General features: G+C 62.6%; 13 protein-coding genes and 1 pseudogene. 9 read left to right on the top strand and 5 right to left on the bottom strand.

Going from position 1 to position 15,601, the window contains the following annotated elements; all coding sequences use genetic code 11:
• The first annotated feature begins 7 nt into the window (after positions 1-7).
• The 6 genes from ACFWPH_RS33805 to ACFWPH_RS33780 all read left to right on the top strand — a co-directional run bounded on the left by ACFWPH_RS33805 (position 8) and on the right by ACFWPH_RS33780 (position 8,659).
• Positions 8-538 carry a flavin reductase family protein gene (locus ACFWPH_RS33805; RefSeq protein ID WP_378756374.1) on the top strand — a complete coding sequence of 177 codons (531 nt, stop codon included), beginning with the start codon at positions 8-10 and terminating at the stop codon, positions 536-538.
• On the top strand, positions 535-795 hold the full coding sequence (locus tag ACFWPH_RS33800) for a hypothetical protein (RefSeq protein WP_378756372.1): 261 nt from the start codon (positions 535-537) through the stop codon (positions 793-795). The genes ACFWPH_RS33805 and ACFWPH_RS33800 overlap by 4 nt, the downstream gene beginning before the upstream one ends.
• Positions 796-1,256: 461 nt before the next feature.
• The gene (locus ACFWPH_RS33795; protein ID WP_378756371.1) at positions 1,257-2,732 is read left to right on the top strand and encodes an MFS transporter; all 1,476 of its coding nucleotides are present in this window, start codon (positions 1,257-1,259) and stop codon (positions 2,730-2,732) included.
• A 1,597-nt stretch (positions 2,733-4,329) separates the two neighbouring features.
• Complete coding sequence (locus ACFWPH_RS33790; RefSeq protein ID WP_378756370.1) at positions 4,330-5,682, top strand: NtaA/DmoA family FMN-dependent monooxygenase; 1,353 nt, start codon at positions 4,330-4,332, stop codon at positions 5,680-5,682.
• 391 nt (positions 5,683-6,073) lie between these two features.
• Positions 6,074-7,528, top strand: coding sequence for an MFS transporter (locus ACFWPH_RS33785; protein ID WP_378756369.1), 1,455 nt, complete (start codon positions 6,074-6,076; stop codon positions 7,526-7,528).
• Positions 7,529-8,068: 540 nt separating this feature from the next.
• Entirely contained in the window at positions 8,069-8,659 is a 591-nt protein-coding gene (locus ACFWPH_RS33780) for an IS630 family transposase (protein WP_378756368.1), read from the top strand.
• A 74-nt stretch (positions 8,660-8,733) separates the two neighbouring features.
• Here ACFWPH_RS33780 and ACFWPH_RS33775 read toward each other — a convergent pair whose 3' ends face one another.
• Both ACFWPH_RS33775 and ACFWPH_RS33770 read right to left on the bottom strand, forming a co-directional pair.
• Positions 8,734-9,537: a transposase gene (locus ACFWPH_RS33775; protein WP_378756392.1), complete on the bottom strand. Its 804-nt coding sequence runs from the start codon at positions 9,535-9,537 to the stop codon at positions 8,734-8,736.
• A 141-nt stretch (positions 9,538-9,678) separates the two neighbouring features.
• Positions 9,679-9,996, bottom strand: coding sequence for a transposase (locus ACFWPH_RS33770; RefSeq protein WP_378756367.1), 318 nt, complete (start codon positions 9,994-9,996; stop codon positions 9,679-9,681).
• Positions 9,997-10,297: 301 nt separating this feature from the next.
• Here ACFWPH_RS33770 and ACFWPH_RS33765 point away from each other — a divergent pair, with 301 nt between their 5' ends.
• Positions 10,298-10,564, top strand: coding sequence for a transposase (locus ACFWPH_RS33765; protein WP_378756365.1), 267 nt, complete (start codon positions 10,298-10,300; stop codon positions 10,562-10,564).
• Here ACFWPH_RS33765 and ACFWPH_RS33760 read toward each other — a convergent pair.
• Positions 10,551-11,777 carry an IS30 family transposase gene (locus ACFWPH_RS33760; protein ID WP_378756391.1) on the bottom strand — a complete coding sequence of 409 codons (1,227 nt, stop codon included), beginning with the start codon at positions 11,775-11,777 and terminating at the stop codon, positions 10,551-10,553. The two genes, ACFWPH_RS33765 and ACFWPH_RS33760, sit on opposite strands and share 14 nt — an antisense overlap.
• A gap of 383 nt (positions 11,778-12,160) precedes the next feature.
• On the opposite strand from ACFWPH_RS33760, the pseudogene ACFWPH_RS33755 reads away from it, so the two are divergent.
• A pseudogene (locus ACFWPH_RS33755) lies at positions 12,161-12,619 on the top strand (transposase); the annotation flags it as partial.
• Positions 12,620-12,695: 76 nt separating this feature from the next.
• On the opposite strand, the gene ACFWPH_RS33750 reads toward ACFWPH_RS33755, so the two are convergent.
• Positions 12,696-13,358: an MspA family porin gene (locus ACFWPH_RS33750; RefSeq protein ID WP_378756364.1), complete on the bottom strand. Its 663-nt coding sequence runs from the start codon at positions 13,356-13,358 to the stop codon at positions 12,696-12,698.
• Positions 13,359-13,447: 89 nt separating this feature from the next.
• On the opposite strand from ACFWPH_RS33750, the gene ACFWPH_RS33745 reads away from it, so the two are divergent.
• A protein-coding gene (locus ACFWPH_RS33745; protein WP_378756390.1) for an IS5 family transposase occupies positions 13,448-14,298 on the top strand; the annotation gives its coding sequence in 2 pieces (ribosomal slippage) (positions 13,448-13,828 and positions 13,831-14,298; 849 coding nt in all).
• A 9-nt stretch (positions 14,299-14,307) separates the two neighbouring features.
• On the opposite strand, the gene ACFWPH_RS33740 is transcribed toward ACFWPH_RS33745, so the two are convergent.
• Positions 14,308-14,970, bottom strand: coding sequence for an MspA family porin (locus ACFWPH_RS33740; RefSeq protein ID WP_378756363.1), 663 nt, complete (start codon positions 14,968-14,970; stop codon positions 14,308-14,310).
• Positions 14,971-15,601 lie beyond the last annotated feature (631 nt).

The following is a 15,601-nucleotide window of genomic DNA, read 5'->3' as shown; positions in this document are numbered from 1 at the left end:
AGCAGGGATGACTTCGATCCGCAGCGAGAGGGCAACCGCGGACCTTCCGGAACTCGATCCGGCGCTCATGCGCAGCGTGCTGGGCCACTTCGCCACTGGCGTCGTTGCCATCACGGGTATCGATCCGGAAACCGAGGCGCCGACAGGCTTGGCCGCGAACTCGTTCACGTCCGTCTCGCTGGAGCCGCCTCTTGTCGCATTCTGCGTGGCCGCGACCAGTACCTCGTGGCCGCGGGTCCGGGCCGCGGGACATTACACGGTGAACATCCTGTCGGAGGCTCAGGAGCCGGTGTGCCGGCAGTTGGCCGCCCGCGGCGCCGAGAAGTTCCGGGGTATCGACTGGCAGCCCTCACCGGCCGGAGCGCCGATCATGACCGACAGTCTGGCGTGGATCGAGGCCGAACTGGAGGCCGAGCATTCCGCAGGAGACCACACCATCGTGGTCTCCCGGGTACGCCACCTATACGCCTCCGACCTGGCGCCGCTGATTTTCTTCCGTGGCCGCTACGGCATCAGCGGATCGGCAGAATCGCGATGACCATGCGGCTGCTTGCCTGCGAGCGCTGCGGTCAGCGAGTACTGATTGAGAAGTTCAGTGCGGCGCACACTTCGGTCCAGTGGACCGGGGATGCAAGCCGCTGCCCGGTCATCACCGCACGGGGCCGTGGAATGGGTCATCAAGAACGTGGGTGCGAGGTGTTGCACCGCACCATCGACCGAGCAGTGCGTGAGCAACGGGTGCCTGAGTCCCGCATCGAGTTGCCGATCGGCGATGCCATCCCGCGCCTGCACTGAATGCCCGGTAGCTCTGGGGCGGGACCCGGCTTTCAGCGGCGCGCGCCGCAACCATCCGGCGCGGTCTCGTACTCGACCCCGTCGACATTTCGGACCGACTCGGCGTCGGTCGCGGAGCGCCGCCCGCCCCACTGCCTCGTCGGCGAACTGCGCATGGCTCGATCGCAATCCGACGCTTAACTTTCTCGGTGCCGCTGCCGATGAATCAGAGCGGAACCGACGCTGCCGGGGTGCGGAATGGAGACAGGAGAGCCGGCGTGGGCGCAGCACTCTTGACGGTCACGAGTTCCGGGATCGGTACGGCAGGAACATGCCACGGCGGGCGACGGAGGTCGCCCGGTCGCACGAGCGAGGAGTGAACAGCATTGCCCCACGCACTCGGGCCCGCAGAAGCGGCTCGCAAGAAGGCCGACACGCCGACGAAAGAGCCGGCGCCGCGAACGGGACGGCACCTTCGACCGATGTTCGGGGTTGTCGTGCTGTGCACGGCGGGAGTGGCGATGTCGCTCACGCAGACCCTCATCATGCCGCTGATCCCGATGCTGCCCGGCGTGTTCGACACCTCCGCGTCGCACGTGACTTGGACGGTGACCGTGACCATGGCCGTGGGAGCGGTGGCCACTCCGATCGCGGGCCGACTCGGCGACATGCTCGGAAGGAGACGGCTGCTGCTCGTGTGTGTTGGGGCGGTGGGCGTGGGTTCATCGGTCTGCGCGGTGGCGCCGAGCATGCCGGTCTTTCTCGCCGGCCGCGCGCTGCAGGGGCTCGGCGTGGCCTTCGTGGCGGTGGGGATCAGCATTATGCGAGAGTTTGTCCCGGCGGGAAGACTCGGCGCGGCGGTCGGGATGATGAGCTCCTCTCTGGCTGTCGGGGGTGCCCTCGGCCTCCCCTTCGCCGCCTTCGTCGCGCAGACTCACGGCTGGCGTGTGCTGTTCTGGGTGGCGGCGGCTGGGTCTCTGGCCTGTCTCATAGGCATTCGCACCCTCGTCCCGCCTGGGGGGATCGGCACCGGCGGACGTTTCGATGTGGTCGGCGCCCTCGGTCTCGGTGCCATTCTCCTCACTCTGCTGCTGCCGCTGAGCAATGGTCCGGCGTGGGGCTGGACCAGCCGGATCACACTGTCGCTGTCGGGGATGTCGATCCTCATCTCGGTGGGTTGGCTCGCCTACGAGATCCGGCGGCGCGACCCGCTACTCGATCTGCGGATCGCGGCCCTGCGCCCGGTGTTTCTCGGAAACATCATCGGGATGATGAACGCGTTCGCTTTCTACGGCATGGAGCTGATTCCAATCCAGATGCTGATGGCGCCGTCGGCTACCCCGCACGGGCTCGGGGTCTCGATGCTGACGGCCGGGCTCCTGATGGCGCCTGCCGGAGTAGCGGCATTCGGGTCGTCCCACCTCGGCGCCCGGCTGGTCGCGTCGCGCGGTGCCCGGTTCACGCTAGTCGTCGCCGGTGCCCTCGCCATCACCGCATTGTCCGCTCTGATGCTCGCCCTGCTCGCCGGGTGGGAGTTCCCGATCCTCTATCTCCTCGGCATAACCTGCCTGATCGGTACCTCCACCGGGATGTCCTATGCGACCCTGCCGACGCTCATCATGGACACGGTTCCAGCCGAACAGACCGGAGAGGCCAACGGCTTGAACGCGCTCATGCGTATCGTCGGCCTGGCAGTGGCCGCGGCCGTGGTGGGAATGATTCTTGCCGACGGGTCGATCCAAGACCCGGGGGTGAATCGGATTGCGCCTTCAGCGGCGGGGTATCTCTTGGCCACTACTGCCGCCCTCGTCGCGGCCGTGACATCTGTGCTGGCGGCACTTCTGCTGCCTCGCGGGCTCCGCAGCTCCGGTCCTGGAGGACGTTCGGTCCGATCGTGGCGTCGCGAGCCGGGGTCGGCGCGTCAGGAACGCGGGAGCAGAGGCCGCCTCCCCGGCTGACAGGGCGCAGTTCGCCGCAGAACACATCGTTCCCCGATCGCGGTGTTAGCCTCGTTGCCGTCCAGAGGCTCAGTGCAGGCTAGCCGCGAGAAGCCGTCGATCGAAGCGTGCAGGAACGCGCGGCCGAGCCACGTGCGCTTGTGCGCCGACGACGCGGTAGTCGCTAGGAGAAGCGCTCGTCGGCCCGGTGCTTCGCTGCCTCTAATTGGATGTCGAGACGAGTGGAATCCAGTCCACATCGCGAACGACACCGTCTACGGTTGTCCGGCTATGTGTCGTCGAATCGTCCGTCGGCTATGATCGCGGAGTTGAGGTACGGCGGAGCCTGCCCTAATCGGCTGCTGACTCACCCGAGCCCCAGGTCGGCCGATTTAGCACATAAGTGCCTTCGTCGCGAGGTTGCTTCCTGGGATCGCGATTTGGCTGATCGTGCTCGCCGCTGTCGAAGTTTTCAGGAACCGGATCGCTGGCTCTCGGCCGGCTGCCTTGGACGCGCCCGCGCTCCGGGACTCCGGTCGCCGCAGGACTTGAGCAAGTGACCATGGCGGTCCAAGGGACGGAGCATGTCGACTTCAAACAGCGGACGACGACGTTGATGCACCGCGTGACGCCGTCCGGCGGCAAACTGGCCCGGAACGAGCACTATCTCGGCTAGTCATTTCATTTACCACGCCACTGCACCTGGCGGAGCCAGGCGGTATCTGGAGCAGTTGCTGCGCTGCCGCGTCGGCCATCGGCGGCAGCCGCGGCGAACGCAGTCCTTAGCGCCGGGGCAGGTGCCTCCTTGGGCGATGCCCTCACCGACCTGGCGCCAGCACTGGCCGCAGAGATCGTCGCCCTACGCTGGGGGCCGTTCCGGTCGCCTCACGACCTGCCCACCCCGTACCCCGCCAACCAGTTGAGCAGTCGTCCCATGCCGGCCGTCGTACCGACCGCACCAGGCCCACGCGTACCCAACCGACACGCGTCAGGTGTATCGAGGTAGCCCGCCCGTGGGACCCGGCAGCCACCCCGCCGGTCGGGGGTATCCGGCGCTGGCCCGGCCAGCAAAACGTCCACCCCAAAACCCTATAGGTCCTGACCTGAGCCTCAGCGCAATCACGAAAGATCGAGGCAAATCAGGCACTCTCTCGATGGACTGCTTTCGGTGGCGTGCATTTTCCCGATGAGCGGGAACGTGAGGCGGCATTGTGGCTACGGACACCATATTGTGGCGACGTAATCACATGACTCGACGTGTAGGACGAGTGATGTACACACAGCAACCAACACAGTCGCCGGGGTTCTACCGCGTACGTTCTCCGGGCGTGGTCGGTGAGGTTTGAGACGACCGCTCGATACTGTCTGATTGCAAGACAGCCGAGCCGGCGGCTCGTCAGTGCTTACTCTTGCTGATCGAATGGAGGCACTGCGCACCTCCGGAACGCGTCCATAAGTTTTGCCGAATTCGCGATATCCGTTCGGTCGTCCCTGCTGCGTCGGGGGAGTGATATCTCTTCACGGACAGGGGATGTCTGTGAAGAGGGTTAAGGATGGAAAAGAAAAACGACCACAGGATTGGAACTCATGAACAGGATGAGGTGTCGTTTACTCTGCTTTGCTACTGGTTGCCGCGAATTACTCTGACCTCGATCGAAAGTTGGTCCTTGCGTTGTCGCATATAAAGTTTCATCTCGGTTATTTCACCAAGTTCGGGGTTCCGTCGTGGTCACGCAACGCTGACATCGAAACGGCGACCCAATGGTCGAACGGTTCATTTCATAGAAACCTCGCTCAGAAACTCGAAAGCGCCAAGTTCGACTTCGTATTTTTCGAAGATTCAGTGACTGTGGCAGACAAATACAGTGGATCACGGGAACTCGACCTAAAGCATGCTGTCTATACGCCGAAGCATGATCCGTTGCCGTTACTTCCGTTGATGACACGCTGTACGTCGAAAATCGGTGTGATAGCCACTGCGTCCACAAGTTTCTATCCGCCCTATCTACTCGCACGTCTGTATTCGACGATTGATTCGTTGAGTGGGGGACGAGTTGGCTGGAATATCGTCACATCGAGTGAGACTGCGGCAGCGCGGAATTTCGGAATGGATGAACTTCCTCCGCCTGCCGAGCGGTATGATAGGGCTGAAGAGTATGTGGAGTTGGCGAAGGCGTTGTGGGATTCGTGGGAGGAAGGTTCCCTGGTCGCCGATCTCGAGACCGGTGTCTATGTCGATCATACGAAAGTTCGCGCCGTTGACTTCGTTGGCAAGTGGTACAAGTCGAGAGGGCCGCTGAACACTCTCCGCTCACCACAAGGCAGACCGGTGCTTGCCCAAGCAGGGGCGAGTGAGCGAGGACGTGATTTCGCGGCCAAGCATGCCGAAGTGGTTGTCGGTACGACCTCCGGAGGCGTCGAAGGGATGAAATCCTTCCGTGAGGATATACGCCGGCGAGCGGAATCATTCGGCAGAGATCCCGATGAATGCAAGGTATTCTTTCTCCTGCCTCTGTTCATCAACAAGCGGCAGCAGGGCGCAATGAGCGAAAAGGAGGCCACTGCGCTATTGGAGTACGGATTGGTGATGCGGTCTTCCTCGTTGAACATCGACTTCTCCAAGTACGATCTCGATGCCCCGCTGCCTCAGGATGTGGAAGCGGGGGGCCACACAAGCGCTCTGGACGCGCTGAAAAAGGCTAGTGCTGCGGGGATTTCGCTGCGAGAGACAATTCTCTCATACTATGGAAAGAGTGAGCTCGGTATGAGCGGCCCTGCTGAAGCCATCGCTGAACGCATGATAGACGTGATGGACCAAATCGGTGGAGACGGATTTCTGATCGAAGGAAATGGTTTAACCTCACATTTGGGAGCATTGACCGAGCAAATCATACCCCTGCTCCAGCACGAGGGTGCTGTACGCACTGAATACAGCGGCCACACGCTCCGAGAAGTATTGCGTGAGTTCTGACTAGTCGACGACTGCGCGTTTTGATATCGGCATCCCGATCGTCTTCGAGATTCTCAGCGGTCCGGCCAGTTGTCGACGCTATATCCGTAACGGTGCCGTGGTCCTATGCCTGACCGTGTTGTCGGTTGCTGGGCCGTGCTCGGCAAAATGGAGCCGTCGCCGAGGAAACACGACGAAAATGCTCAGTGAGCGGGTACTGGCATAGGAATTAAGCAAGAAAGGCATTTACTGCAAGTGATCTTCCTGCTGTGCCGGGGGATCTCTTCGGTAGATCGTATTCGAAAGGTTTTTGCCAATGGTATCCAGCTCGTCGCGACAGGGTGGGCCGGCCAGCTCATTGAGCTCGGGGAAAAGGCAACACAGCGGATGGACGATTCGTCTTGTTCTTGGTTTGATCGCCATCACCTTGCTGCTGGAAGTTTTCTCGATCAGCTACATGATGGTGGCCACCGCGCTGCCCGCGATCTCCGCCCACTTCCGGACATCGGATATTGCGTGGACGGTGACGGCTTTCGGCCTGACGGGTGCCGTAATTTCCCCTCTGGTTGCGAAGCTTGCGTTGATGTACGGAAAACGCTTGATTCTCACCATATGTGTTGGAATCTCTTCGGTAGGTGCGCTGATCAGCGCGTTAGCGCCCAACTTTGGAATCTTGCTGGCTGGCCGCGCGATATTCGGTTTCCTCGTTCCCTGTTTATTCCTCAGCTATCTGCTGATCAGAGACGTTTTCCCACCCCGGACGGTTCCGCTTGCGATCAGTATCGTCACCAGTGGCATGGGTCTGATCGCGATTCCAGCGCCGTTCCTCACCGGCTGGCTGCTGGACGGCTTCGGCTTCCGGAGCGTGTTCTGGTTCTTCTTTGTAATAACCATTGTGCTGGTTGGCGTGATTCGATTCATGGTAGATGAATCGACGGTTCGTGTGCGATCTCGCCTCGATATCGTGGGCGCGACACTGCTCGGGGGAGGCGTGGCAGGCGTACTGATTGCCATCAGCTTCGGGCCGAAGTGGGGTTGGACCGCTACGGGGACGGCACTATTCCTTCTCGGCGGTCTCGCGCTGCTGGGTGCCTGGGGGTTGAGCGCGAAACGGATCCGGGATCCGCTGATCGATCTCGCTGTCCTGATCCGCCGCTCGGTGCTGCTGACGGTGACCTCATCAGGCATCGTCTACGGGATATCGGGCTTGTTCGGGACTCTTCTCCCTACTATGGTCATGGTCCCGATCGCATTCGACCTCGGTTACGGATGGGGCTTGAGCGCGGAGGAGTTCGCGCTCCGTCAATTGCCGATCGCCGCCGCGATCGTTGTCGGCGGTGTCGTGGTAGGGGTACTCATGAGCCGAAGGATGCCACCGCGGGTTGCGCTGATCGCCGGCTTGTCTGTCAGCGTGGTCGGGTTCACGCTGATGGCGATAGCGCATGGCAACATTGTTACTGTTGTCCTGGCCGCCACAGTAATGGGCTTTGGAGAAGGTATGGCGTACTCGGCAGTTCCGAATCTGATCGTTACCACCGTCGAAGTGGAGCACCAGGCGGAAACGGCCAGTATCGTCTCCGTGGCCAAAGGGATCTTCTCGGCGACCCTGGCTCTCGTTGTCTTCACCGTGCTGAACAACTCGTTCGTCGCGACGACGGTCGAGGGCGCTCCGTTCTATTCCTATCGTGGTTTCACGACCGCATTCGCGGTCGGAGCGGGTGTGGCGGCTATCGGGTTGGTGCTTGCCTTGGCGCTACCCCGGCGGGGTTCGGTTGTAGTGGACAGCGGCGTTGGGGATGACCGTCCGCAAGCGACGGAATCCGCTGCCGTGGAGGACCTTCATGTCTGGTCACCGACATCTCGATAGCGGCGATAGACCACTGCGCGGGCAGTCGATCTCCTTGACGTGACCGCTCTGGTTCGGTCCATGTGATCTGACGCCCTCCCGTCGGACCAGCATTACGAGAGTTGAGGGGGTGGTTGGATATGGAGCCATAGCATTTCATACTCGTCGGGGCTGGTGTAACCCAGATCGGAGTAGCGTCGGCAGGAGTTGTATAAGTTATCAATCCAATTGGCCTCGCGTAGGTCAGATCGAGGGTGGTCGCCCACCTCTTGGTGTTGAGAAACTCGGTTTGCCGGCGGCCCCAGAATTATTCCATAGCGGCGTCGTCGAACAATCCCCAACTGTACCAAATGACGGGAGAAGATTATGCCTTCGAAGGTTCTATCCGAACTACCATGACGTGGATTGACTGCCATGATCCGCGTGCAGGATCAACCCCGAATTTCCCGAACGCTCGGCCAATGCCATGCTTACGGCATTGTTGGCCAGCGCGGTGCCGGCAATGGTCTGGTGGGGTGATCCCAAAGGTGTTGAGCAGTATGTGATCTGGGTGATCTGTGCGTGCGAGCTGCCCCCCTGGTGTTGCGTGACGGTGACCGAGAGATCCTGCAAGCCTGGATTCGGTCGACGACGATGAAGTCCGGACTCGTTTTGCGAGCCCGGATCACCACCTTGGCTGCCGATGGTGTGGCCCATGCCGAGATCGCTCGCAGGTTCGATATCTCGCGGCAGACGGTGATCAATTGGCGGTCTCGCTACCTTGCGCACGGGCTCGACGGGTTACGTGACGAGCACCGTTCGGGGCGGCCGCGGACCTTGGATCGGGACAAACTGATCACCACCACCTTGACCCCACCGCCTCGCAAATACGGGTTCATACAGTGGAGTTCGCGATTGCTGGCCGAGCATCTCGGCATCGCATACGGCACCGTGTCGAAGGTATGGAGCGAGTACGGGGTGCAACCGTGGCGGTCACAGACGTTCAAGTTCTCCACCGATCCGGAACTGGCCGGCAAGGTCACCGATATCGTCGGGCTCTACATGAACCCACCGGAGAACGCGATCGTGCTCTGTGTCGACGAGAAATCGCGTGCGCCACGAGGCGCTGATGGTAGCCGTGCGGGAGGTGGTGCCTGCCGCCGGTCGTCGTAGCGACCGGTCGAAGCTGGAGGCAGGTCGAGCCGTGGGTTGAGGGTGAGGCCGGGAGCAGCCTCGACTGTCCCGCGTCAAGTAGTTGGCAGATTTTCGGGTTCGGGAAAGTTGGGGATGAACGGGTCGGCGAGACCGACGTGGACGTCGTGGGGTCGGTTCCACGCGATCGCCTCGTGCGGGCGGACGGTGTTGTACTCGATGCGGTAGGCCTCGGCGTGTTCGACGAGGTCGATCGCAGAGTCGATCTCCTCGAGGAACAACCGCTCGTATTTCAACGAACCGAATCCCCTTTCACGCGAACCGTTCTGGCCTGGGCTGCGTACCCTGGTGCGGACATGCCGAAGCTCAGGGTGGGTGGCGATGAATGCCTCGAACCGGAACGAGCGGAACGGCCCGCCGTTGTCGGTCACGATCGTCACCGCGGGAACGACGTTTCCCTCGTCGTTACGCTCGCACGACTCGGTCAGCGCACGCCCGAACACGGACTCGTAGTCCGCAAGAGCCAGCTCGATCGCGGCGATGGCGTCGTGCTGGTTCGCCGTCGGTGACACATGCCACCGATGCTCGTACTTCGACCAGTAGTCTCGGCACCCGGCGATGCGCCACGTCCCACCGGTCGTGGTCTCGAACTCGCTGAAATCCAACTGCCACACCTGGTTCGGCGCCGCCGGCTCGATCGCGAACGCCGCCTTGCGACGCTGCGCGAGCTGACGGCGTTCGCGCTGGTAGGCCGCGGGCAGGATCAGGCCGTCATCGCGCAGCAGCCGCAGCACCGTGGCTTGGGAAACCCGATGCCCGTCGTGCCGGCACATCGCCCACACCTTGCGATGACCCCACGCCGGATGCGCCAGGGCATGCCGCCGCGCCGCCTCGCGCACACCGTCGCGGGCCGGGCGCGGCCACGGCCCCTTTACCGATGCCCCAGCGCGGGCGCGCGCCTGCCGACGCCGCCACGTCCGCTCGGGCACACCGACCACAGCACAGAACCTCGTGGTCGCCCGTGCCCGCCTCGACGCGGATCACCTCGAGGTCCTCGAAGGGCCCAACCGGCCCTCCGCGGACTTCTTCCATACCCGCGCGGCCAGATGCGCCTCACCCAACGCCTGGGTCAGATCCGCGATCTCGGCCTCGAGCTGCTGCTCGCGCGTCGAGGGCCCCGATTTGCCAGCCACCAGACCGGAACGGCCGGACTCGAGGAACTGCCGCTTCCAGTTACCGACCGACTGCTCGGACACCTTCGCCTGCCGCGCCGCCTCGGCTACGGACACCTCACCGGCCAGGATCGACAACACGATCCGGACCTTCTCCTCCGCCGGCACCGCTGATGGTCTCGCCATGAACGATCAGACTCCTTCACTGGTCAGACCCGCAAGAAACGGGCCCTGCCACATAGTCTGACGGTAAGAATGGATTCGGCCCCGCCGGAGCGGTCTGACCTGAAGTCTGACCGGCCTCGCTCCGAGTGCCCTTCGCGCGATCTGTCGATCGCTGCGGCAGGGCCACGTGCGTGGGACCGGACTGGGCCGTCGTGACTTCATAGGACCCTGTGCCAGCGAGCTCCCGTTACCGTCTTGTCCGCCCGCCCGGCCGGTCCCACGTCCGACGCACTGATGAGTGGAGAGGACGGTCACAACAAACATGGCAAACACACAGGTCGAGGTCATTGGTGGCGTGGACACCCACAAGGACACCCACCACGCCGCGGTACTCGACACCCAAGGACGCCGACTCGGCAGCCGGCAGTTCCCGGCCGACGACTCCGGATACGAGCGGATGCTCGAATGGATGCGCACATTCGGAAATCCGATCCGTGTCGCCAAATACGTTGTGGATCAGCGATATAACCGAGCACCGTACCGCTTGGATTCCAGCGATCGTCGCAACGGCTGGACTATGAAGCGTTAATTAAGGCAGCCAGGCGTTCGGCTGGTGTATCCCAGTCGAGAGATTTCCGTGGACGGCCGTTGAGTTCCTCGGCGACTGTGCGGAGCGCATCTGGATCGTGGGCGCGCAGATCCGAGCGTCGCGGAAAGTACTGTCGTAGAAGGCCGTTAGTGTTCTCGTTGCTGCCGCGCTGCCATGGTGCGCCGGGCTCTGCGAAGTAGACGCGCATGTCGGTGGCCATCGTGAAAGAGCGGTGCTCGGCCATCTCTGCGCCTTGGTCCCAGGTCAATGTGCGGCGGAGCGTGCCGGGCAGCTCGGTGACGGCGGCGATGAGGCTGTCGCGGACGACTTCGGCGGTCCGTTCTGCACCGAGGTGTCCCAGGACGAGGTAGCGGCTGGAGCGCTCCACGAGTGTGGCGATAGCGGATTGACTGCCTGCGCCGATGATGAGATCACCTTCCCAGTGGCCGGGGACGGCGCGAGTATCGGCCTCGGCGGGGCGCTCGGCGATCGAGGTCATCGGGTCGACGAATCGACGGCTCCGCGAGTTCGGATCGCGGCGGGGTTTGCGGGCAGCGCGACCCCGGCGCAGCCCGCGGGCGAGTTCACGCTTGAGCTCGCCACGGGCATGGACGTAGATCGCTTGATAGATCGTTTCGGTGCTCACACGCATCTCCGCCGAGTCCGGGAAGTCCTTGACCAGCCGGTGGCTGATCTGCTGCGGGGACCACTTCTTCTTCAGCCGCGTCTGGACATACTCCAGCAAAACAGTGTCGGCCACCAGCTTCGGCAGCTTCGGGCGCGTCCGACGCTGGACCGATGCCCGGTGGGCAGCATGAGGCATGTAGCCGCGTGCGGAGACGGTGTTGCGGCGCAGTTCTCGGCTGATCGTGGACGGTGACCGCTTCATCGCGACGGCGATCGCGCGGATCGACAAACCTTCCCGGTGCAGATCCCGCAGCCGTTCACGCTCGAGCAAGCTCAGATAGCGCCGGTCGATGACGCGCTCGACCCGGTCGAGGTCGACTCGTTCACCGTGGATGTAGGTCGTGCGCGGGGTTTTCACGCCAGCAAGTATCTGCTGGGAACTGTATTTCACAACTCGGCCGTCAGAGTGGACGCGCCCGCCGTAGAAGACCCGGATCCCCTTGTCCCAGTCCTGCGCCGACCGCTTGTCGACACCGACTGCGGCTGCTGCCTGCGCTCGTGTCTTGCCCTCCTTGCGAAGCCGCAGGAACTCCTGGCGCTGCGCATCGGCGCTCTTGCCGGTGAAGATCCCCGCCTGGTGCGCCCACTTGTAGCAGGTGATCCGGGTGAAACCGAGCTCGCGTGCCACCGCTGACACGTTGGGATTCTTCGCCAGCCGCCGGAAGAACTCGGCCTTTTCCTGCTCCGAATACACCCGTGGAGTGGGACGCGGTGTCGCGACCCCTGCCCGGCGTACCCACCGATAGCCGGCGTCGGGCGAAACTCCCGCGACAGCAGCAGCGGCTCGGATCGTGGCCCCTCGATCCAGGACCTTGAAGAACTCCTCCTGTTGCTCGGCTGTGTACTTCTGTGCTGCCACCAACACCACCGTCAGATCGTGTTGCGACGACTGCTGGAATCCAAGCCGGTGAGGGCAAGCTCTACATGTGTGCGATCAAGGACGTGTACTCGAACCGGATCGTCGGGTATTCGATCGACTCGCGGATGAAATCGCGGCTCGCCGTTCGGGCTCTGGCCAACGCTGTGGCCCGCCGGGGCGAGGTGGCCGGATGTATCGTGCACAGCGATCGCGGCAGTCAATTTCGAAGCCGAAAGTTCGTGCGTGCCTTGGCAAGACACGGCATGGTCGGATCAATGGGTCGGGTCGCCTCGGCTGGTGATAACGCTGCTATGGAGAGCTTTTTCGCGCTGCTGCAGAAGAATGTTCTCGACCGCCGTTCCTGGCGCACCCGCGACGAGTTGCGAATCGCGATCGTGACCTGGATCGAACGGACCTACCACCGGCGCCGCCGGCAGACGGGCCTGGGCCGCTTGACCCCGATCGAATACGAGACAATCATGACCCCACCGGTCAGTCAGGCCGCGTAACCGATCTGTCACCCGATCGTGCAGCAGTCCCTCTGGCCCATCGCTTCGTGCGTCCGATACGGTAGCCTACGGTGGATCAGCCAATACTGAAAGGATGGCCCCACAGAGTTACCATACTGGTAACGCTTTCGGTTCTCACCTCTACCGATACGAAGGCACGCGCTTGCGCGTAGCCGGCACAACCGTTCAGGCCGATGGTCTCATCGGACCACGTCACCGACCCGCTATTGCCTGCAAAATAGTTGTAGACCTTGTGCGACTCTGCGCCGAAATCATCGGCCTGCTCCCGATCGAGAATATAGAACGACTTCGCCTGTCCAGGGCCCAGCGACAGATTTGAGCCACCGGAGGTACCGACACTCCCATTCCCATTACCCTCACCGGTCACCGACCCCTGCACACCACCGGATGCTCCACCGCCGACAATATTTACCTGGCAACCTACGGTGTAACCCGGAAACACCGTTCCCCCGACCTCCCCCCGGGCGCCGCTGATCTCAATCTGCGTCGACCCCGACACCCAGGCATTGCGATGCACCGGAGTCGCACCCATCGATGGGCTGATCGTCGCCGATTCGCCCACGAGACGAACCGTCACCACCGTCCCGTCCGACAAGGTCTGCACCAGCTCACCGCCGGGCAACGGCACGAAAGTGTCCGCATCGGCCGGGCCGACTGACAACACGCCGAGCGCCGCTACCGCCGCACCGACCGCCGCAAAATGCTTACGATTGATCATTGAAGTACCTCAAATCAAAGAAGAAGGAGAAGGGTTAGCGGGCTTAGACCGTGTCTTACGTGGCTGTGATTCGTCTCGGTAGCATCAGGATGGGTTGTGTCGCACGATGTTCGGTTGTGGCGGATGAGTTGTCGCGGCGTCTGGTGCCGGATGAGTTATGGGAGTTGGTGGAGCCGTTGCTGCCGGAGTTCCGGCAGCGCGAGCAGGGCGGCGGTACGGCGCCGGTTGACCAACGGGCCGTGTTCAAAGCCGTGGTATACGTGCTGACCAGCGGTTGTGCGTGGAGGATGCTGCCGCCGTCGTTCGGGGTCAGCGTGCCGACAGCGCATCGCCGGTTCTCAGTGTGGACCGAGGTCGGTGTTTGGCGTCGATTACATCGCGCTGTGCTGGACGAGTTGGGCAGTGAAGGCTTGATCGACTGGTCGCGTGCGGTGATCGACGCGGCTTCGGTACGAGCAAAAAAGGGGGCGGTCTGACCGGGCCGAGTCCGGTTGATCGGGGAAAACCCGGTTCGAAGATCCACGTGCTGTCCGATCGAAACGGTATCCCTTTGTCCGTGGCGGTTTCGGCTGCCAACGTCCACGATTCGCAGGCACTCAAACCGCTGGTGAAGGCGATCCCGGCGGTGCAATCGCGGCGCGGTCCGCAACGACGCCGGCCAGCGAAACTGCATGCCGACAAAGCCTACGACCAGCCCGAGCTGCGGCTGTGGGACCGTCGCCGCGGTATGGCAGTTCGCATCGCCCGCAAGGGAATCGAGTCCGCCGAGCGCCTCGGTCGCCATCGGTGGGTGATCGAACGAACGATATCGTGGCTGACCGGCTACCGCCGGCTCAACATCCGATACGAGCGCAAGGGATCTCACTTCCTGGCCTTCCTGATCATGGCAGCAGCACTGACCTGCTTCAAGAAGCTGAAGAAGGCGAAACCAGCCACATAAGACACGGTCTTAGCCGATACTGAACGGCGCGCCGTACAGCGTGGTCTTGGAGTAGTGGTCCCCGATGATTTCGACCACCGTATAGGCCCGCGCCTGGGCATAACCGCCGCAACCCTGGACCTGCAATTCAATATCCCGATACTCGATCGAATAGGCGCCCGGCCCGGTTATGTCTTGGTAGTCGATCTGCACGAATCCGACCTCCCCCGGGCCCAGGCTGATTCCGACCGAGCCGCCCACACCGACGCTGCTCGGATCGACGCTCACCGACATGCCCGCCGAGACGGCGTCTTCGCCGATAGACACCTGACAGCCCACGATGTACCCGGTGTTCAGCTGCGATGCGCCGTGGGTGGAGGAGTTGTTCGTACCGGGCGCGTTCACCGGTCCGCTGTTCGGGCCGACCTCTCCCTCCGGCGTCACACTCACTTCGGCCCGCGCAATCCCGGATACCCACGCGACACGGCCGACTCCGTTGCCTGCCAGCGACGGAGAAATCGTTGCGTATTCGCCCGTGCGCGTGATTGATACACCGGAGCCGAGATTTTGGCCGTCGGGCAATGGCACGACGGTGTCGGCGGTGGCAGCGCCGACCGAGAGCAGGCTTATCGAGACCATCACCGCGGCACTGGTTCCCATTGCCTGGGTGACCAGAGAAGAAGATGCCGGCATATCGACCTCATCAATTATTTAGGGGAACAGAAGATTCACAGCCGCAAATGAGGTACCGGTGAGGGACGTCATCTACCCTTCGAGGACCGGATGTGCTAACTGCTGAGCCAGAAGAGTAAACATGGGGCTCCGCGCGCGGAGCCCCCGCGTTCCACCCACCGGGAATTGCCTCAATATTTCGTGATTGTGCTGAGGACTATCGTCAGGTTCGATCGGGCTTGGGGTGGTTGTTTCTCTGTAGCGGGCAGCGCTCGCTGCCCGCTACCAGCAAGGTGGCTGCTGGGTTCCACGGGCCCGGAATGATCGGCCTTTCCTGACCATGCGGACGGGGATCGAGAACCGAACCGTCACGGGTTGGGGGCCGCTTCCTTTTGTGGTGCCGTCAGCACGCGCAGGCTGAGCGCTTGGAGCTTGTATCCGGTTCTGACTGGGTGGAGGCGGCATTCCAGTACATGCTGAACAGCGAACCATCACGCCACGAGATTATCGAGTCGCACCCTGTCGTTCGCGCGAGCACGTCGGCCAAGTCGAACTAGCCTCGATTTTTCGTGATTTGTGCTGATCGGTCCGGGCGGGTTTGGGGTGGTTGTTTTCGCTGTTCGGGCAGCGTCAGCTGCCCGAACAGCGGGTT

This window comes from Nocardia sp. NPDC058499, from assembly GCF_042719915.1.
GTDB lineage: Bacteria > Actinomycetota > Actinomycetes > Mycobacteriales > Mycobacteriaceae > Nocardia.
The sequence above is the reverse complement of the archived record's forward strand: the minus strand, read 5'-3'. Positions and strand labels throughout refer to the sequence as shown.